Origin of the sequence: Marivivens sp. JLT3646 (genome assembly GCF_001908835.1) — a bacterium.
GTDB lineage: Bacteria > Pseudomonadota > Alphaproteobacteria > Rhodobacterales > Rhodobacteraceae > Marivivens > Marivivens geojensis.
In genome coordinates this window covers 1783888-1801864 of record NZ_CP018572.1, presented here as the reverse complement: position 1 = coordinate 1801864, position 17977 = coordinate 1783888, and the positions used below count along the sequence as shown (strand labels likewise).

At 57.4% G+C, this 17977-nt stretch carries 25 protein-coding genes; 11 read left to right on the top strand and 14 right to left on the bottom strand.

Annotated elements, in window-relative coordinates; all coding sequences use genetic code 11:
* Positions 1-7: 7 nt before the first annotated feature.
* Positions 8-898: a LysR substrate-binding domain-containing protein gene (locus BSK21_RS08995; RefSeq protein ID WP_067546328.1), complete on the bottom strand. Its 891-nt coding sequence runs from the start codon at positions 896-898 to the stop codon at positions 8-10.
* A 99-nt stretch (positions 899-997) separates the two neighbouring features.
* On the opposite strand from BSK21_RS08995, the gene BSK21_RS08990 reads away from it, so the two are divergent.
* Together BSK21_RS08990 and BSK21_RS08985 are read left to right on the top strand one after the other, a co-directional pair.
* Positions 998-2209 (top strand): acyl-CoA dehydrogenase, encoded by a 1212-nt coding sequence (locus tag BSK21_RS08990; RefSeq protein ID WP_067546326.1) that lies wholly within the window; start codon positions 998-1000, stop codon positions 2207-2209.
* Positions 2209-3267 carry a CaiB/BaiF CoA-transferase family protein gene (locus BSK21_RS08985; protein ID WP_067546323.1) on the top strand — a complete coding sequence of 353 codons (1059 nt, stop codon included), beginning with the start codon at positions 2209-2211 and terminating at the stop codon, positions 3265-3267. Before BSK21_RS08990 ends, BSK21_RS08985 begins: the two co-directional genes overlap by 1 nt.
* Here BSK21_RS08985 and BSK21_RS08980 read toward each other — a convergent pair.
* Positions 3264-3710, bottom strand: coding sequence for an NUDIX hydrolase (locus BSK21_RS08980; RefSeq protein ID WP_067546320.1), 447 nt, complete (start codon positions 3708-3710; stop codon positions 3264-3266). The two genes, BSK21_RS08985 and BSK21_RS08980, sit on opposite strands and share 4 nt — an antisense overlap.
* A 77-nt stretch (positions 3711-3787) precedes the next feature.
* Between BSK21_RS08980 and BSK21_RS08975 the strand changes: the two genes are divergently transcribed.
* Positions 3788-4522 (top strand): alpha/beta fold hydrolase, encoded by a 735-nt coding sequence (locus BSK21_RS08975; RefSeq protein WP_067546317.1) that lies wholly within the window; start codon positions 3788-3790, stop codon positions 4520-4522.
* Here BSK21_RS08975 and BSK21_RS08970 read toward each other — a convergent pair.
* The 3 genes from BSK21_RS08970 to BSK21_RS08960 form a co-directional block, all read right to left on the bottom strand.
* A complete protein-coding gene (locus tag BSK21_RS08970; protein ID WP_074039003.1) occupies positions 4500-5576 on the bottom strand; it encodes a 5-(carboxyamino)imidazole ribonucleotide synthase in 1077 nt (358 codons plus the stop codon). The two genes, BSK21_RS08975 and BSK21_RS08970, sit on opposite strands and share 23 nt — an antisense overlap.
* Positions 5569-6057, bottom strand: a complete 489-nt coding sequence (gene purE, locus BSK21_RS08965; protein WP_067546314.1) for a 5-(carboxyamino)imidazole ribonucleotide mutase — start codon at positions 6055-6057, stop codon at positions 5569-5571. Before purE ends, BSK21_RS08970 begins: the two co-directional genes overlap by 8 nt.
* 73 nt (positions 6058-6130) lie before the next feature.
* Complete coding sequence (locus BSK21_RS08960; protein WP_067546311.1) at positions 6131-6349, bottom strand: YdcH family protein; 219 nt, start codon at positions 6347-6349, stop codon at positions 6131-6133.
* 158 nt (positions 6350-6507) lie between these two features.
* Between BSK21_RS08960 and BSK21_RS08955 the strand changes: the two genes are divergently transcribed.
* The 3 genes from BSK21_RS08955 to BSK21_RS08945 all read left to right on the top strand — a co-directional run bounded on the left by BSK21_RS08955 (position 6508) and on the right by BSK21_RS08945 (position 7732).
* On the top strand, positions 6508-6927 hold the full coding sequence (locus BSK21_RS08955; RefSeq protein WP_067546308.1) for an Hsp20 family protein: 420 nt from the start codon (positions 6508-6510) through the stop codon (positions 6925-6927).
* Positions 6927-7151 carry a DUF1150 family protein gene (locus tag BSK21_RS08950; protein ID WP_067546305.1) on the top strand — a complete coding sequence of 75 codons (225 nt, stop codon included), beginning with the start codon at positions 6927-6929 and terminating at the stop codon, positions 7149-7151. Before BSK21_RS08955 ends, BSK21_RS08950 begins: the two co-directional genes overlap by 1 nt.
* Before the next feature lie 101 nt (positions 7152-7252).
* Positions 7253-7732 (top strand): cytochrome b, encoded by a 480-nt coding sequence (locus tag BSK21_RS08945; protein WP_067546298.1) that lies wholly within the window; start codon positions 7253-7255, stop codon positions 7730-7732.
* Positions 7733-7773: 41 nt separating this feature from the next.
* Here the strand turns inward: BSK21_RS08945 and trxB are convergent, their stop codons facing one another.
* Positions 7774-8715, bottom strand: coding sequence for a thioredoxin-disulfide reductase (gene trxB / locus BSK21_RS08940; protein WP_067546295.1), 942 nt, complete (start codon positions 8713-8715; stop codon positions 7774-7776).
* A 192-nt stretch (positions 8716-8907) separates the two neighbouring features.
* On the opposite strand from trxB, the gene BSK21_RS08935 reads away from it, so the two are divergent.
* Complete coding sequence (locus BSK21_RS08935; RefSeq protein WP_067546291.1) at positions 8908-9408, top strand: Lrp/AsnC family transcriptional regulator; 501 nt, start codon at positions 8908-8910, stop codon at positions 9406-9408.
* Here BSK21_RS08935 and BSK21_RS08930 read toward each other — a convergent pair.
* The 5 genes from BSK21_RS08930 to lgt form a co-directional block, all read right to left on the bottom strand.
* Positions 9405-10187: a Hint domain-containing protein gene (locus BSK21_RS08930; RefSeq protein WP_067546288.1), complete on the bottom strand. Its 783-nt coding sequence runs from the start codon at positions 10185-10187 to the stop codon at positions 9405-9407. The genes BSK21_RS08935 and BSK21_RS08930 overlap by 4 nt on opposite strands.
* Before the next feature lie 274 nt (positions 10188-10461).
* Positions 10462-10611 carry a hypothetical protein gene (locus tag BSK21_RS15905; RefSeq protein ID WP_156529507.1) on the bottom strand — a complete coding sequence of 50 codons (150 nt, stop codon included), beginning with the start codon at positions 10609-10611 and terminating at the stop codon, positions 10462-10464.
* A 193-nt stretch (positions 10612-10804) separates the two neighbouring features.
* The gene (gene pgeF, locus BSK21_RS08925; RefSeq protein WP_067546283.1) at positions 10805-11563 is read right to left on the bottom strand and encodes a peptidoglycan editing factor PgeF; all 759 of its coding nucleotides are present in this window, start codon (positions 11561-11563) and stop codon (positions 10805-10807) included.
* Positions 11560-12615: a class I SAM-dependent methyltransferase gene (locus tag BSK21_RS08920; RefSeq protein WP_067546281.1), complete on the bottom strand. Its 1056-nt coding sequence runs from the start codon at positions 12613-12615 to the stop codon at positions 11560-11562. Before BSK21_RS08920 ends, pgeF begins: the two co-directional genes overlap by 4 nt.
* The gene (lgt, locus tag BSK21_RS08915) at positions 12612-13493 is read right to left on the bottom strand and encodes a prolipoprotein diacylglyceryl transferase (protein ID WP_067546278.1); all 882 of its coding nucleotides are present in this window, start codon (positions 13491-13493) and stop codon (positions 12612-12614) included. Before lgt ends, BSK21_RS08920 begins: the two co-directional genes overlap by 4 nt.
* Positions 13494-13596: 103 nt before the next feature.
* Here lgt and BSK21_RS08910 point away from each other — a divergent pair, with 103 nt between their 5' ends.
* The 3 genes from BSK21_RS08910 to BSK21_RS08900 are packed head-to-tail and all read left to right on the top strand — an operon-like array spanning position 13597 to position 15154.
* Entirely contained in the window at positions 13597-13839 is a 243-nt protein-coding gene (locus BSK21_RS08910) for an accessory factor UbiK family protein (protein ID WP_067546274.1), read from the top strand.
* Positions 13840-13890: 51 nt separating this feature from the next.
* Positions 13891-14937, top strand: a complete 1047-nt coding sequence (locus BSK21_RS08905) for a DUF475 domain-containing protein (protein ID WP_067546271.1) — start codon at positions 13891-13893, stop codon at positions 14935-14937.
* Positions 14930-15154 carry a sulfurtransferase TusA family protein gene (locus BSK21_RS08900; protein WP_067546268.1) on the top strand — a complete coding sequence of 75 codons (225 nt, stop codon included), beginning with the start codon at positions 14930-14932 and terminating at the stop codon, positions 15152-15154. Before BSK21_RS08905 ends, BSK21_RS08900 begins: the two co-directional genes overlap by 8 nt.
* Here the strand turns inward: BSK21_RS08900 and mobA are convergent.
* Entirely contained in the window at positions 15151-15708 is a 558-nt protein-coding gene (mobA, locus tag BSK21_RS08895; RefSeq protein WP_067546265.1) for a molybdenum cofactor guanylyltransferase MobA, read from the bottom strand. The genes BSK21_RS08900 and mobA overlap by 4 nt on opposite strands.
* 62 nt (positions 15709-15770) lie before the next feature.
* On the opposite strand from mobA, the gene BSK21_RS08890 reads away from it, so the two are divergent.
* On the top strand, positions 15771-16277 hold the full coding sequence (locus tag BSK21_RS08890; protein WP_074039002.1) for a DUF2478 domain-containing protein: 507 nt from the start codon (positions 15771-15773) through the stop codon (positions 16275-16277).
* On the opposite strand, the gene BSK21_RS08885 is transcribed toward BSK21_RS08890, so the two are convergent.
* Positions 16274-17083 carry an ABC transporter permease gene (locus BSK21_RS08885; RefSeq protein WP_067546259.1) on the bottom strand — a complete coding sequence of 270 codons (810 nt, stop codon included), beginning with the start codon at positions 17081-17083 and terminating at the stop codon, positions 16274-16276. The two genes, BSK21_RS08890 and BSK21_RS08885, sit on opposite strands and share 4 nt — an antisense overlap.
* Positions 17080-17976: an ABC transporter permease subunit gene (locus BSK21_RS08880; protein WP_067546256.1), complete on the bottom strand. Its 897-nt coding sequence runs from the start codon at positions 17974-17976 to the stop codon at positions 17080-17082. The genes BSK21_RS08885 and BSK21_RS08880 overlap by 4 nt, the downstream gene beginning before the upstream one ends.
* Position 17977: the final 1 nt, after the last annotated feature.

The following is a 17977-nucleotide window of genomic DNA, read 5'->3' as shown; positions in this document are numbered from 1 at the left end:
AGCCAGATCAACGTCTTACCGCAGCCCGCAGCCAATCGCGAAAGAGCCGAACCTCGGCGCTGGGCTCTTGACCGTCGGGAAGTATCAGTGCGTATGCATCGCCGGTTTCGAACTTCCGACCACTGGCTAGAACCAGAGTGCCGCGATCTAGCGACTGCCGCGCAATCACATGCGGCACGATCCCAACGCCAAGCCCCGCAATCGCGGCATCAATCACCATATCAAAGTGATCTAGACGTGCGCCCCTCAGCGCCCGTCGTGGGTCCGCATCGCCATCGCGAAACCAATCAAGCCAAAGGGTCGGGCGGGTGGATTGCTGTAATAGCGGTAGGTTCAATAGGTCCGTGTCCGAGAGGTTCGATGCGCCTTTGAGCAGCGCAGGGGACGCCACGACCACCAGATTTTCGGGCAAGATGATCTCTGCCGTTGATCCTGTCGGTTGATGCGTTTTGCGCATGATCGCCAGATCGACGGGATCGCGGATGAAATCCACGGGATCGAGGCGGGCAGAAATGTCGAGGCTGATATCAGGCGCAATCGCCGTAAATCCAGGAAGCCGAGGGATCAGCCAACTGCGGACGAAACTGGGCAGGGCTGCGATCCGTAGGATTGATGTTCGCCCGCCAAAGGCCATCACGCCAACCGAGGCATCGTCAAGTTGCGCCAATATTGCTTCGGCCTTGTCGAGAAAGGCATGACCTGCAGGGGACAGTACCAACCGTTTGCGGACGCGATTAAAGAGGGCGACGCCCAACCGATCCTCAAGCGTGGCAAGTGACCGCGATACCGCGCTTTGCGTGAGGTTCAAATGCCCTGCCGCGAGCGTCGTCGTGCCGAGCCGTGCACAGGCGGTGAAAGACTGCAGTTCGGGAATGGATGGGGTGTAACTCTGGCGCATGTTGATGACTATAACTCATCAAATTCAATTTTTAAATCGTTTGTTTTTTGGCGCCCATAGGGGCACTCTTTGTGCAACTTTAGACGAAAGGTTTTCCCTATGCCCGCACTCAAGCCCAAAGACGCCCCTGATCTTGGTTCCTTTGATTGGACCGATCCGCTGCGTATGTCTGGTCAGTTGACCGAAGATGAACGCATGATCGCAGAGAGTGCGCGGGCCTATGCGACCGAAAAACTGCTGCCTCGGGTGAAGGACGCGTTCCTGACTGAACACACCGACCCCGCGATTTTCCGCGAGATGGGCGAGATGGGCCTTTTGGGTGTTACCGTGCCTGAGGAATACGGCGGGCTCGGCGGGTCGTATGTGTCCTACGGCCTCGTCGCGCGGGAAATCGAGCGTGTGGACAGCGGCTACCGTTCAATGATGTCCGTGCAGTCCTCGCTCGTTATGTATCCGATCTACGCCTACGGCACCGAAGAGCAGCGGATGAAATACCTGCCGAAACTGGCGTCTGGCGAATGGATCGGCTGTTTCGGCCTGACCGAACCCGATGCGGGCTCTGACCCTGCCGGCATGAAAACCCGCGCGGAAAAGACCGCGAATGGCTATAAAATTACTGGCTCCAAAATGTGGATCAGCAACTCGCCGATTGCGGATGTTTTTGTCGTGTGGGCAAAATCCGAAGCCCATGACGGTAAGATTAAAGGCTTCGTCCTTGAAAAGGGGATGAAGGGTCTGTCGGCGCCGAAGATCGAAAACAAGGTATCCCTTCGGGCGTCGATCACGGGCGAGATCGTCATGGACGGCGTTGAAGTGGGCGAAGATGCGCTCTTGCCGAATGTGTCGGGCCTTAAGGGGCCGTTCGGCTGTCTGAACCGCGCTCGTTATGGCATCGCGTGGGGCGTTATGGGGGCGGCAGAGTTCTGCTGGCACGCGGCACGCCAATACGGTCTGGACCGCAAGCAGTTCAACAAGCCGATCGCACAGACCCAGCTGTTCCAGAAAAAGCTCGCGGATATGCAGACTGAGATCACGCTTGGCCTTCAGGCTGCATTGCAGGTCGGTCGTTTGATGGATACGGCTGAGGCCGCGCCTGAGATGATCAGCCTGATCAAACGCAACAACTGCGGCAAGGCATTGGATGTGGCGCGTCATGCACGCGACATGCACGGCGGCAATGGGATTTCGGCTGAATTCGGCGTGATCCGCCACATGGTCAACCTAGAGACGGTAAACACCTATGAGGGCACGCATGACATCCACGCGCTGATCCTTGGCCGTGCGCAAACTGGTCTGCAGGCGTTCTTCTGATGCAACCCCTGAACGGTGTGAAAGTCGTCGAGTTGGCGCGGATTCTGGCTGGACCTTGGGCCGGTCAGGTTCTGGCCGACCTCGGGGCCGAGGTCATTAAGGTCGAAAGCCCTGACGGCGACGATACCCGCACGTGGGGGCCACCGTTCATGGATGACGGCACCGCTGCCTATTATCATGCAACGAACGCTGGAAAAACAGTGGTGACTGCCGATTTCCGCACCGAAGAAGGGCGGCAAATCGTGATCGACCTGATCCGCGACGCCGATGTGGTGATTGAGAATTTCAAGGTCGGAGGGCTGGCGAAATACGGGCTCGACTATGCGGGGCTGTCGGCGATCAATCCACGGCTGGTCTATTGTTCGATCACGGGGTTCGGACAGGATGGGCCGTATGCGGATCGCGCGGGCTATGATTTCCTGATCCAAGGCATGGCCGGCTGGATGGACCTTACGGGTGCGCCAGACGGTGAGCCGCAAAAGGTTGGTGTAGCCTTTGCTGATATCTTTACGGGGCTCTATTCGGTGATCGGCATTCAAGCCGCGCTGAAAGCACGCGAAACCACGGGGCGCGGGCAGCATGTCGATATGGCACTCTTGGACTGTGCAGTTGGGGTATTGGCCAATCAGGGGATGAATTACCTCGTGTCGGGAAATGCCCCGCGTCGTATGGGTAACGCGCATCCGAACATCGCCCCTTATGAGGTTCTACCTACGTCGAATGGCGATATCATCGTGGCCGTGGGCAACGATGGCCAATTCCGTCGGTTCTGCGACGTGCTGGGTCTGGAGGAGGATCCGCGCTTTGCAACGAATGCGCTGCGTGTGGCGAATAGGGTAGCCTTGCGGGACAAAATCGTCGTGGCTCTGTCGCGTTGGGATCGGGCAGAGCTATTGTTATCGCTGGAAAAGGCGACTGTACCAGCTGGGCCGATCAATTCCGTCGATCAGGTCTTTGCCGATCCGCAGGTCGTCGCACGCGGGATGCAGGTTATGGAAAACGGTATTCCTGCAATCCGAACGCCCATTCGTCTATCGGAGACTCCGCTCCGCCGTTAACGCTGGATCGGTTCTAGCGGGTCATAGGGCGGGGCGTCCGCGTCCCCCCATGCTACCGCCGCGAGGCTATCGGGCTTTACCCTGAGTTTCGACATTTCTTCACGCGTGACCCAACGACGGTGGCTCACGATACCTTCAGGATCGGTCCAATCGCCAAAAGGATCGCCCGCCATAATCTGACAGCGGAAATAGAGATCAACCTGATGGAAATCGCCCCTCGGGTCGTGGAATTCGTTGATCAGGCAGGGTTCGCCCACCTTTACGATCAGCCCAGTTTCTTCGTGCACTTCACGCGATAGGTTCGCAGGCAAGCTCTGATGCGCTTCGGCACCGCCACCAGGTGCACACCATAGGTGATCGCGATTTTTCCAAGCGTTCACGAGTAACAATTTGTTTTCGTGTAAAATAATGGCGCGTGTGGCAAGACGGATCGATCTGGACATGCGCTACAGTGGCCTGTGCCGCAGCGTCGCGCAAGGTGGTTGATTGGAATATGCGTATTTGCGCTTATATGGTGTGAATGAAAACTTTACTCGCCTCAATTTTGTTTCTCGCCGCTGCCCCAGCGAAGGCAGAGGACTGCGTTGTTCTGCTGCATGGGCTGGCGCGTGGGCCTGCCTCTCTGTTTGTGATGGGGGAGGTGTTAGAGGCTGAGGGCTACAAGGTCGTCAATCGCGGCTACCCATCGACCAAACAACCGATTGAAGAGCTGGTTGGTCAGATCACCGATGATGTGGCGGCTTGTGGCCCGCGCAAGGTTCATTTCGTGACCCATTCGATGGGCGGCATCCTGATCCGTGCGTGGCTTCAGGGGCATACGCCCGCTGATATGGGGCGTGTAGTGATGCTGGCCCCACCGAACCAAGGATCGGAATTGGTCGATGTGTTCGGCGATTGGGAACCGTTTGAATGGATCAACGGACCTGCAGGTGAACAGCTTGGCACAGGGGCGGGAAGCGTTCCATTGTCGCTGGGAGATCTGAACGTTGAGGTCGGGATTATCGCGGGTGATCAGAGCCTTAACCCGATCTATTCATCGCTGATTGAGGGTCCTGACGATGGCAAAGTGTCGGTCGCGTCGACCCGATTAAAGGGCGCGGATCACATGGTTTTGCCCGTGACCCACACCTTTATGATGAACAACCCCCAAGTCATCGCGGAGGTTGTCACCTTTTTGAAAAACGGCCACTTCGATCGGAGTGGAGAAGTCGTCTACGACGTGATCGAAGGGCTTATTGACCCGCAGGACCAGTGATGCGGTTCACGTGACCCATCTTGCGACCGGGTTTCGCGTCAGCTTTACCGTAGAGATGGATGGCATCGCCTGACTTCGCGATCTCGGGAATGCGATCCACGTCGTCACCGATCAGGTTTTCCATAACAACGTTCGAGTGGCGTTTCCCGTCACCCAAAGGCCAGCCCGCAACCGCACGGATGTGCTGTTCGAACTGGTCGACCGCACAGCCGTTCTGGGTCCAGTGGCCAGAATTATGAACGCGCGGCGCGATTTCGTTGACGATCAGCCCTTGAGGTGTGACGAACAGTTCAACGCCCATGACACCGACGTAATCCAACGCGTTCAGGATTTTCCCCGCGAGGAGAACCGCATCAACGCCCTGCATGCCCGTCAGGTTCGCAGGAACGGTGGTGGTGTCGAGGATGCCGTCCTTGTGGACGTTTTCACCCGGATCGTAGCAGGCTACTTCTCCGTTGGTGCCGCGAGCGGCAATCACCGAAACCTCGTGGGTGAAGTTCACAAAACCCTCAAGGATTGAGGGTGCGCCGTTCATGTCAGCCAGTGCTTGGCTCACATCATCAGCGGATTTCAGACGCGCCTGACCTTTGCCGTCATAGCCGAACCGACGGGTTTTCAGGATGGCAGGGGTGCCAATCTCGGCGATCGCTTCGGCCAGATCGACCTCATCATCGACCGCCGCAAAGGGAGCGGTTTTCAGACCCAGATCGTTCAAGAACGCTTTTTCGACAAGACGGTCCTGCGACACGGCCAATGCCTTGCGGTTCGGGCGGATCGGGCGCACGGATTCGAGGAGGTCCAGCGCTTCGGTCGGGATGTTTTCAAATTCGTAGGTGATCACATCGACAGAGGCCGCGAAATCAGCGAGCGCCTCTGCGTCGTCATAGGGCGCAGTGGTTACGCGGTCCGCAACATGGCCTGCGGGCGGGTTTGCGCTGGGTTCATAGATGTGGGTTTTAAAGCCCAGCCGCGATGCCGCGACAGAGAGCATACGCCCCAATTGACCACCACCAAGGATGCCAATCGTCGAACCAGGTTTCAACATATCACTCATCGACAGGCTCATCAGGAATAGAAGCAGAAAGCGCCTCGCGCCACGCATCGAGGCGGGCAGCAAGATCGGCGTCTTGGAGGGCGAGGATACCAGCGGCCATTAGGCCCGCATTCGACGCACCCGCCGCACCGATTGCCATGGTGGCAACGGGGTAGCCCTTGGGCATCTGAACGATGGAGTAGAGGCTATCAACGCCCGACAGCGCCTTAGTCTGAACAGGAACGCCAACCACAGGAACGCGGGTTTTAGATGCCATCATGCCCGGAAGGTGCGCCGCGCCACCTGCACCAGCGATAATCACCTGAAGGCCGCGATCTGCTGCCGCCTTACCATAAGCCCACAGGCGATCTGGCGTGCGGTGCGCACTGACGATCTTTTTCTCGTAGGTGATACCCAGTTCGTCGAGAATATCGGCGGCTAGTTTCATTGTCGGCCAGTCGGACTGGCTGCCCATGATGATACCGACTTGCGGTGTGGTCATGATGTGTCCCCGCTTGGAATAGGAAGCGGCACTATAGCGAGCATGGGGCAGGGTGCAATTGCCCGCGATGCACTCAGGCGATGATATCGGGGAAAATACGGTCCTCTAGGACGACGATTTTATCCTTGAGGTTCAGTTTCTGCTTTTTCAAGCGACGCAGGGTCAGCATATCGCCGGTGCCGCGATCTTCGAGGGCATGAATAGCCTCATCCAAGTCACGGTGTTCGCGCTTGAGAACCTCAAGTTCGAAACGAAGGACCTCAATCTGTTCCATCCGTGCGGATTTATTCATGGACTCACCCGATACTTTCTCGCGCCGCGAGTTCTTAACATAGGCGGTTTGATCGATTCCGCCTAGCCCTTGCAGCGGTCGGATTGAAAGACCATATTCAAGGGGTGGCTGCCGTGATCGGGGCCAATTTGACGGTCGCTTGGACGAGGACGTGTCGTATGACGAAACTTACACTGGGGGCGCATCCCTACCTTCTGGGCTTTGAACAGCTGGAACGGCTGGTTGAACGCACGGCGAAATCCGGCAACGATGGATATCCGCCCTATAATATAGAACAAACATCGGAACGGTCGTATCGGATCACGCTGGCGGTGGCCGGTTTTTCCGAGGACGATTTGCAGATCACCGTTGAGGACAGTAGCCTTGTCATCCGTGGTCGCCAATCGGACGACAGTGATGGTCGTATCTTCTTGCATCGCGGTATCGCGGCCCGCCAATTCCAACGGTCGTTCGTTTTGGCAGATGGTGTCGATGTTGGTGAGGCGGTGATGGAAAACGGTTTGCTGCACGTCGATTTGACACGCAAACTCCCCGAAACGGTTGTCCAGACCATTAAGATCAGGAAAGGGACCGAGTGATGAATGCAAAATACGACTTCCGAAACGGCCAAGACCGGATTGTTTATGTAAAGTCGGTCGATGTCGCTGATCTGCCCGAGGATTTGCAGGAACAGGCAGGGGGCCGCAAACAGTTGTTTTCGGTTCACACGGAACAGGGCGAACAGATCGCTTTGGTTGCGGATCGTCAGATGGCCTTTGTGTTGGCCCGGCAAAACGACATGACACCGATGGCGGTGCATTGATGTGACAAAGGCGCCCAAGCGGGCGCCTTTTTTGTTTGGCGATTGCATGTGCAGTTAAGATTAAATTATAATTTTGTTATGTATAGATATGGAGGCCTGTCGTGGCACATCCCGAAAAATTCTCAAAACCACAAATTATTCTGCATTGGTTGATGTTCCTGCTCTTTTTCGCGAGCTTCTTTAGCCATGATGCGATCAAGGATAGCTACCGTGCCTTTGTCCGCGAAGGCGTGACCGATATTGGCGTAGGAACGCGTATCCATGTGATTGTCGGTATCGTGATTTTGGCGCTTGCCGTGGTGCGTATTGTGATGCGCTTCACCCGTCCTGCACCTTCGGAAATGGGCAGTGGTGCGCAGGCTTTGCTCGCTAAGGCGGTGAAGCTCGGTCTTTACGTCGTGATGATCACGATCCCGCTGTCGGGCATCGCTGTGTGGTTCGGTGGCATCCGCGATGCGGGCGAGGTGCATGAGGTCATGTTCACCTTGGGCCTCGGCCTTCTGGGTCTACATATCCTCGGTGCGTTGGTCCACCAGTTCGTGTTCAAGGATAACCTGATGGCGCGGATGAAACTGCGCTAACCCCAAAGAAAAAGCCCCGCGAGTGCGGGGCTTTTTTAATCTTACTCTTGTGCAGCGAGCCAGTGTTCGGCGTCCAGTGCTGCCATGCAGCCCATGCCCGCAGAGGTGACCGCCTGACGGTATTTCGCGTCGGTCAAGTCGCCCGCGGCAAAGACGCCAGGGATCGAGGTCTCGGTCGATCCCGGTTTCACCTTTACGTAGCCGCCAGAGTGCAGTTCCAGCTGGTCTTTGACCAGTTCGCTCGCAGGCGCGTGGCCGATGGCGATAAAGACGCCTTTGGCTGGGACTTCGGTGATTTCGCCCGTTTCAACGTGTTTCGCACGCACGCCTGTTACGCCTTTGGGATCGCCTTCGCCAACGACTTCTTCTAGTTCGTGGTTCCAGAGCACTTCGATCTTTTCATGCTTCAACAGACGTTCTTGCAGGATCTTTTCCGACCGAAGCGAGTCGCGGCGGTGGATCAGGGTCACCTTGGTCGCAAAGTTGGTGAGGAAGAGCGCCTCTTCGACAGCGGTGTTGCCGCCGCCGATCACAACGATTTCCTGTCCACGATAGAAGAACCCGTCACAGGTCGCGCAGGCCGATACGCCAAAGCCTTTGTAGGCCTCTTCCGACTCCAGACCCAACCATTTTGCACGCGCGCCCGTCGCAAGGATGATTGCATCGGCGGTATAGGTGGTTCCGCTGTCGCCTTTGGCAACGAAAGGACGCTGGGACAGGTCTAGGTCGGAAATCAGGTCCATGATGATCTCACAGCCCATCGCCTTGGCGTGTTCTTCCATGTTGACCATCAGTTGCGGGCCTTGGATTTCTTTTTCACCCGGCCAGTTTTCAACTTCGGTCGTGGTGGTCAGCTGACCGCCCGGTTCCATCCCCTGAACCAGAATCGGGTTCAGCATGGCGCGGCTTGCGTAAACGCCTGCGGTATAGCCTGCAGGGCCAGAGCCAATGATCAAAACCTTCGTGTGGCGTGCGTCAGACATGTCAGCCTCTTTTCAATATCCATTCCCCCCGATATAGCCACGCCGCCCGCTGCGGGAAAGAGGCGAGCGGGATTAAAACATTGCAAGAATTTTATGCATGCGAATGAGAAATGAAATTGCGCAACTTTGAAATATTGTTGCGCATATAGTTCATTCGACGTAAGGTTCGCGAAACTTTCTTTGGGGATACCAATGCCGGGCAGCAAACTCGATGAAATCGATCGCATGATCCTTGCCGAATTGCAGGCGGATGGTCGCATGACCAACGTCGAATTGGCAAAACGAGTGGGCATTTCCGCGCCGCCGTGTCTGCGCCGTGTGCGCACGCTCGAAGAGCAGGGCTATATCCGTGGGTATCACGCTGATGTGGACAGCCGCGAATTGGGTTTTGAAGTGCAGGTGTTCGCGATGGTCGGTCTGCACAAACAAGCCGAAGCTGACCTCTCCGCGTTTGAAGAACGGTGCCGCAACTGGCCGCTCGTTCGCGAATGTCACATGCTCAACGGTGAGGTCGACTTTATCCTCAAATGCGTGGCCCCTGATTTGCGTAGCTTCCAGAGCTTCTTGACGGGTGAACTGCTCACTGCGGACAACGTGGCGCATGTGAAAACATCGCTTGTTATCCGCTGTGCCAAGGACGAACCGGGTGTGCCGTTCGATGTTCTTGAGGAACGCCTTGCTCGCGATGCCTAAGCGACGTCAAACACCGTAAGATCAGCCATCCGCAAGCGCGGCTGGCAATCCATCCCGAAATCCCCGAGATCCCGCATATGCGGGAAGAGCGGCATGAACATGTCGAGGAGTTCGCCGCGCAAGGGGAACCGATGCGGTGCGCCGGGGTGGTAGCTTTCGACCTCTAACCCCGCGACGCTGAGACGTTCGTGGGTCGCAAAACCCAAGTGGAACACCTGCACGGGTGCCATCGGTGTGATCTCTATGATGCCATCCCCATCGACGAGATCGGCCAGCGGAACAAAGGCGCCATCTTGCCCGTTGAACGCCCTGATGCGGGGGGACGTATGAAACACACGTGCTGATGGTCCGAACATCGTGTCGTGTGATGGACGATGAAGGCCCAACGCCTCTGTACCAACGCGGATCATGGATGTCGTTTCACTCGCCACATGCGGCACGATCATCATCGATCCCTTCCACATGAGCGTGCGGAGGCGTCCGTTGGCTGTGCGGATGCGATCCCCAGGCCAGAGATCTTCGACCGCTATGGGGCCGTTTTCGGTCTGAAACAATAGGCCACGGGCAAAGGCAGAAAAGGCTTCCTCGAACAGAGGGTGCGCGGGCGCTGTTTTCTGGAATTCGTGGCAAAGGCCATCTTTGGTCAGATGGGCGACTTCGTATTTGCGCATGAGAGGCTGGTTGCGCTGAAGTCGCCCGTCTTTCCGAGCGATCCGGTCCTGAGAAACCGGTAGGTTATTTGACACGCCTAGAGCGGCTGCCGAACGGGGCATATGCATACTGGTCCACCTTTCGGTTGACCTTCTGTCGGCCCCCACCGACAACATCGGGTCGTTCAACTTGACCAGAATGTGGCAGAAGTTGGCCAGACTTGTCAAAGAAATCAATGTATTGTGGAGTAACGGGTAACAAAGCGGGGTTGGCAACCTCAGATTGTTCACCTTTAAGGCGTTAATCTGGCCTTAATTTCACGCCCCTCACCCCGAATCGCAAAGAAAAAGGCGGCCAGTGGCCGCCTTGAGGTCTTGGAAGTGTCTGCTTCCGAGGGAGAAATCAGGCCGCCTTGGCCTCTAATTCGGGGGAGGTTGTTTCTGTGCGGCGGGCAATCATTGCCTCGCGCCGCAGGCCACGCGCCCAAGGCATCTGAGTGTCACAGGCTTTGGCGTCTTCGATCATAGTGGTGAGCCAGCGTTTATTTTTCATTGCTCTGTCCTCTTGGATAGTCGGTGCCAGTTTCGGCGTTGATCCCACTATCAAGGGCACAGGCGGCAAGAGTTGGGCGAAGTTGTGAAACTTTGCCCTGTTCGTGGGGAAACCGTCTTGGAACGGTGAAACCCTTTTGGAAAAAGGGGTGCGAGAGGCTAACGCTGAGCGGAAGTGACCCGATTGTGGCAGGTCAAAGGCGGATCGACGCAATCAGACGGCCATAATCGGCCTCTTTTTGATGGCAGGTCCGACGGTAGCTGTAGAATCGGTCTGGGTCCGAGTAGGTGCAGTGTCGTGTCCATTCTGCGGTGCCCACACCAGCGGTGCGCAGGCGGAACAGACCAAAGGCAGGAAGATCGAACATGAACTTCCCGTCTTCTTTGCCATTCACAAAGAAGCGGGCAAAGGCGGGGTCTTCGTCCAGAAACGCGTCAAAGAATTCCTGACCAACCTCGTAGGCGCGTTGGCTGATGGTTGGGCCAATGACAGCAACCATGTTTCCACGGTCCGCGCCGAGGTCTTCCATCGCTACGATCGTTTCCTCAAGGATACCGCTCAGTGCACCTTTCCAGCCCGCGTGGGCGGCACCGATGACACCTGCGTCATGGTCGGCAAAGAGAACAGGCTGGCAATCGGCGGTGAGGATGGACAAGGCGATGCCGGGAACGTCCGTGACCAATGCGTCGGCTTGGGCGCGGGGGGTGGTGATGTCAGACACGGTCACAACATCAGCGGAATGCACCTGATGCACACCAATAAGAGCCTCAGGCGCCACATCCATTGCGGCGGCCACACGGCCACGGTTGATCACGACAATATCGGATTGATCGCTGCTGCCACCACCACAGTTCAAGCCCGCAAACACGCCAGATGATGCACCGCCCCTTCGGGTAAAGAACCCGTGGCGGATCGGCATAAGGTCATCATGGGTGATAATTTCGAGCGTCATGGTTCCAGACCTGCGGGCGGTGTGTGGGCATCGGGGTAAATCCCGACCACTTTAAAGAGGTCACCCATTTCTGACGGGTGGGTCAAGCGTCTATGTGCTGCGATGTGAGACTCTAACGCATCGCCCGACATTGACTGCGCCAAACTTTGCGCCCGTTGCGTGATCCCGAGGCGTTCGAGAAAGACGCCTTGAGGCGTGATACGGGTAAAGCGGGCAGGGGCCGCGGATTGTGTGATGACCTCAAAATCCACATGGGTGGTGAGGTCCGCCGTTCCCGGTGCATGGAGCGGGTCAACAGGTTGATGTCCGCGCAGGGCTTGGAGCGTGTCACCTTGGGACCGCCAATCGCCATAGTCGATGATGAGGGCAGCGCCGCCATGTGTGCCGATCCGTTCGCCGATTTGCCCCATGATAGCGGGGAGGGCTGGGCATACTTCGACAATATCGCCGTCCTTGGTATCCGCGAGGCGGTGCTCCAGCAAAGCGAGCGGGGCGGCCGCAGATAGGCCCATGGTGAGGGTGTCGCTGTCTAGCCCGACCATCCGTTCACGCCAGCCTGTGCCGTCGCGCTGGAATTGACGCACGGGGAGGGCGTCAAAGAATTCGTTTGCGACAAGGAACAAGGGCGCATCGGGCAGCGTCGATACATCCGCATGGAACGTTGGGTTCGGCAGGCGCGCGGATTGGGCTGCGCGCAGGACGGGCGAGGCTTCGACAAGGTGCAGGGCGAGTGCATCATGGAACCCTGCGACGCCTTTGGTGGCGCGAAGGATGTCTTGCATCAGCGTGCCGCGGCCGGGGCCGAGCTCCGCCAGAACGCCGTTCGGGCGACCTTGATCCATCCACGCCTGCGCCAAACACAACCCGATCATTTCGCCAAACATCTGCGAAATCTCGGGCGAGGTGACAAAGTCCCCCGTCGCCCCCAGCGGATCGCGGGTGGTGTAATAGCCGTGCTCTGGGTGCAAAAGCGCCTCTGACATATAATCAGCAAGCGTGATCGGCCCTGTGGTCGCAATCCTGCGCTTGAGGAGGTCCGCCAGCGTCGTCATGTGCGTTTCGCCCGTGCGATCAGAACGAGGCCGATCAGGATCATCGGCAGCGATAGCGTTTGTCCCATGGTCAGACCCCAGCCGTTCACATGAAACGCGAGGCCAAGAGGGTTTCCTTCGCTGATGAACTGCGCGTCAGGTTGGCGGAAGAATTCAACGATAAACCGTGACACGCCGTAGCCTGCGAAAAAAGTCCCTGCCAAGGTCCACGGACGTTTCAACGCGCCTGCACGCAGCACAAGCCAGAGCATGATAAGGCCGAGGATCACGCCCTCCATCGCGGCCTCATAGAGCTGCGAGGGGTGGCGGGCGCAGATGGTCAAAAGGCACTGTTGGGCCGCTTCAGATGGGAAGACGACGGCCCATGGCACATCGCTCACACGGCCCCAAAGTTCGCCATTGATGAAATTCGCCAATCGCCCGAGCAAGAGGCCCAAAGGCGCAACCATCGCCAGACAATCCGCCACCGACCCGAGCGGCAGCTTTTGATGACGGGAATAGAGGTAGGTCGCCACAATCACACCAAGGAACCCACCGTGAAAGGACATTCCGCCTTCCCAGACCTGCAGAACCTCAAGCGGGTTTTGGGCGTAGTAGCTAAAACGGTAGAACAGCACATAGCCAAATCGCCCGCCCAAAATCACACCCGCGATGATCCACGTCATCAGATCTTCGAGCTGTTTAGCGGTCATCGGCGCGCTGTTCGCGGGCCAAAACGCTGGCTGTTTGAGGGACTTTGCGATCATCCACCAGCCCAGAGCGATTCCAGTGATGTAAGCGAGGGCATACCAACGCAGCGCAAACTCCATCCCGAAGAGCGAGATGGTGAAGATTTCCGGTGACACATTCGGAAAGGCGAGAGCAGAAAGAGCGATCATAGCCGCAGGTTTGATGGGACGAATAGTCAGAGTCAACAGGTTGCGACTTGCCCCTTTGAGGTTCGCCCCCCATATAGGGCTTAACACTGAACGGAGGCTGACAATGCAGACCCGCAATAAAATTCTAGACGACTTTTCCCAATTGATGACCAACGCTATGGGCGTGGCGCAAGGGGCCAAGGACGAAGCGCAAAATGCGATGAAATCCATGCTGGATCGCTGGCTTGCGGATCGCGACTTTGTCACCCGTGAAGAGTTCGACGCCGTTCGTGCGATGGCGCAAAAAGCCCGCGAAGAGAACGAAGCGCTCAAGGCGCGGCTCGACGCGCTCGAAGCGCAGAAATAATCACCGTCGCCGCCCACATCGGGCGGCGGTCCTTTTTTATGGTGGTCTGAATTGGCAGAACCGTGTTCGAAACCCGCGCTGCGTTATTTCACGCTGGCATTCGGTGTGACCGCTGGCGGTCTTATCCTTAGCTTGGTTTTGGGGTGGAGCATCTTTGGCACCGTGGCAGGTATGTTGAACGTGCTGTTCATCACTGCCGTGCTTTCGGTTCTGGAAATTTCGCTTTCATTCGACAACGCGATCGTGAACGCGAACAAACTGCGTGAGATGACTGCGGTCTGGCAGCGGCGGTTCCTGACGTGGGGTATCCTCATCGCGGTCTTTGGCATGCGGATCATTTTTCCGCTGGCCGTTGTCTGTATCGCTGCCAAGATCGGACCATGGGCGGCGGTAGAGCTCGCTTGGGCACATCCTGACCGATATGCGCAGATCATGGACGGTGCGCGGGTTCCGATCAGCGCCTTTGGTGGGACGTTCCTATTGATGGTCGCGCTGTCATATTTCTTTGACCCCGAAAAGACCGTCCATTGGCTCCCCGGTGTTGAACGGATGATGTGTCGCATGTCTGGGGCAAAGCTATTGGTGGTCACGATTGTAATTGGCGTGATCACTTTGGTGTCCAACCTTTTTGATCCAGCGACGGGGCGCGCATTTCTGCAATCGGCGATCTGGGGTTTGCTGACGTTCCTGTTGGTCGATGTGTTGGGTCACTATCTCGACGCACAAAAAGCAGGTCGTGCCGTCGGGCAGGCGGGGCTGGGGGCGTTCCTGTACCTCGAAGTGCTTGATGCCTCGTTCAGCTTTGATGGTGTGATTGGCGCCTTTGCCTTGACGCAGAATCTGTTCATCATCGCGATCGGCCTTGGGATCGGCGCGATGTATGTGCGTTCGATGACGGTCATGCTGGTCGAAAAGGGCACCTTGAACGAATATCGTTACCTTGAAAACGGCGCGTTCTGGTCGATCCTCGTTCTGGCTATCGTCATGTTCTTGCACGTCGAATTCCACGTGCCCGAAGCCGTAACGGGGTTGATCGGGGCGGCTCTAATCGGCGCGTCCTTTGTGGCGTCTCTGCGGGATCGCAAACTCCATGGCTGACGTAGAAGTCGATGCAATTGGGCTTTTGTGCCCTTTGCCCGTGTTGAAAGCGCGCAAGGTTTTGGCGTCGATGAAGGTGGGGCAGGTGCTCCGTATCCTTGCGTCCGATGCGATGGCGCAGATCGACATGCCCGTGTTTTGCCGCGAGGCGGGGCATGAGTTCCTCGGCATGGAAGAGGTCGACCGCGGGCAGGCCTATCTGATCCGCAGGGGCTAGCCCTTTAGGTCTGCTGGTGTGTTGAAATTGCGGAAGACCTCGCCGTCAAACCGTACCTCGGTCGCGCCAACAGATTTTGCCCAGCCCATGACACGGCGTTCTCCTGACCGAAGGTAGTCGCGCAATCCCGTTGCTAGAACGATAGGCCAGACACCGACCGTTGGATGGGCGCGCCATTCGCTGTCGACCCGTGAAGCGGCGTAGGAGGGTCCTGCGCCCAATCGTTCCAAGAGGTCGTCGGGCAGCCCAACGGTATCCCCAGCAATGACCCCAACATGCGAAAACCCAGAGGCTGCAGCCCATTCCATCGCAGTCAGGATACCCGAGAGCGGGCCGCAATCGGGCAGATCATCGGGCACAACAGATAGCCAGTATTTCGCGAACCGCTGTGGGTCCCCATTCGCGTTGATCGCTATTTTGGGGGAGTGTTTGCGCAGATCGTCTAGCAGCCATTCGATCAAAGGCCGGTCCCGCCACAACATCAGGGGCTTATCGCCTCCGCCCATTCGGGTGGCCCGACCGCCCGCGAGGATCATGACTGGTGTTTGCTGCATTGTGTCCCTTTTCTTTCGCACAACAGGCTGTCATCGTGGTGTGACTTGCACAAGAGGGCATAATGCTAGGCTACGTAATCGCGACCAAAACCAGCACCGCAAACCCAACCCTGACAGAGGCGATCCGCCAGTTGCGGGCCGAGGGCGTCGTGGTCGCAGGCGCCTGTCAGATCAACGATGATCCGCAGGACGGAAGCCCCTATCACATGGACCTGCATATGATCCCGTCAGGGCGTGTGATCCGCATCAGCCAGAACCTTGGCGCCTTGTCATCGGGGTGTCGTTTGGACCCGACCGCATTGGAAGAGGCTGTGGGGCTGGTTGAGGCTTCGCTGGATGGGGCAGAGCTGTTGTTGGCAAATAAGTTCGGCAAGCAAGAGGCCGAAGGTCGCGGGTTCCGTCCAGTCATAGGTGCGGCATTGGCGGCGGGGATTCCCGTGCTCTTGGCCGTTCGTGATGAAACCTTGCCGGCGTTCCACGCCTTTACCGAAGGCTTGGGCGAGGAACTGCCCAACGATCCGGCGGCGATCCTTGATTGGGCTCGCCGCACGGTCGCTGAACTCGCTTAATTCGCGGCTTTCTCGTCCTTGAGGCGCTGAACAACTTTGCGTTTGTTGATCAGCGATGCGGTCAGAACGCCGACCGTTACGATCCCGATCATGATGGTCGAGAGCGCGTTGATCTCGGGCGAAACGCCCAAGCGCACGGCTGAGTAGATCTTGATCGGGAGGGTCGTTGCCCCCGGACCTGTCACAAAGGACGCAATCACCAGATCGTCGAGCGACAGGGTAAAGGCCAAAAGCCAGCCCGATAGAACCGCTGGAAAGATGATCGGCAGCGTGACCGACATGAACGTATCGAAGGGTGTCGCACCGAGGTCGGATGCGGCTTCTTCCAGTGATTTGTCAAAGGACAGAAGGCGCGAGGAGACGACGACCGACACATAGCACATCGCAAAGGTCGTATGCGCGAGGATAATCGTGGTCATGCCCATGCTGCCGAACATCACCTTGAACAACAGCAATAGTGACAGACCAAGGATCACGTCAGGCATCACGAGCGGCGCATAAGCCATGCCTGAAAACAGCGTGCGGCCCCAGAACCGTCCGCCGCGCACCAGCACGTATCCCGCCAAGGTACCGAGGATCGTCGCAAGTGTTGCAGTGGCGACGGCCACGCGGATCGTCACCCAAGCGGCATCGAGGAAGGCCTCGTTATGGAACAGTGTGCCGTACCATTTGGTCGAGAATCCCGCCCAAACTGTCACCAGCCGCCCGCCGTTGAAGGAATAGACGATCAGGACGATCATCGGGATGTAGAGGAAGGCAAACCCAAGGGTGAGGGTGGTCAGGTTGAACCAGCTCAGCTTTTTCATTGGTCGCCCTCCAACTGCTTTTGTTGGTTCCGCTGGAACAGGATGATCGGGATGATGAGGATCGCGAGCAGGATCACAGCCACCGCAGAGGCCACAGGCCAGTCGCGGTTCGAGAAGAACTCTTCCCACAGGACCTTACCGATCATCAGCGTGTCCGATCCGCCCAAGAGGGATGGGATCACGAATTCGCCCAATGCAGGGATAAAGACGAGGAAACAGCCTGCAACCACACCCGGCACCGAGAGCGGCACAGTGACGAGCCAGAAGGCGGAGGTGCGCGTGCAGCCGAGGTCCTCTGCCGCTTCGATCAGCGAGAGGTCCAGTTTTTCCAACGTCGAATAGATCGGCAGGATCATGAACGGCAGGTAAGTGTAGACGATACCGATATAAACCGCCGTGTTGGTGTTCAGGATCGTTAGTGGTTCGTCGATAATGCCGAGCCATAGAAGGATCATGTTCAAGAAGCCTTCTTTGCCCAAAATTCCCATCCACGAATATACGCGGATCAGGAATGAGGTCCAAAACGGCAGGATCACGAGCATCATCAGCGTGGCGCGCCATTCCTCTGGTGCTCGGGCCATGCCGTAGGCCATCGGGAAGGCCACGCCGAGCGTCAGGAGGGTCGAAATCGTGGCAATCTTGAGCGACGACAGATAGGCCGTGTAATAGAGTGGGTCGAGCGTCAGGAAGGTGAAGTTCTCGAAATCCAGCTGGCTAAAGAACGCCTTTAGCCCCGCCCAGCCGCCAGACAATTCAAGGGTTGGCGAATAGGGCGGGATCGCGATGGCAGGATCAGAGAGCGAGATCTTGATTACGATCACGAAGGGCACGAGGAAGAACAGAAGCAACCACGTGAACGGAACTCCGATGACGATAAGGCGGCGTAGGTTCATG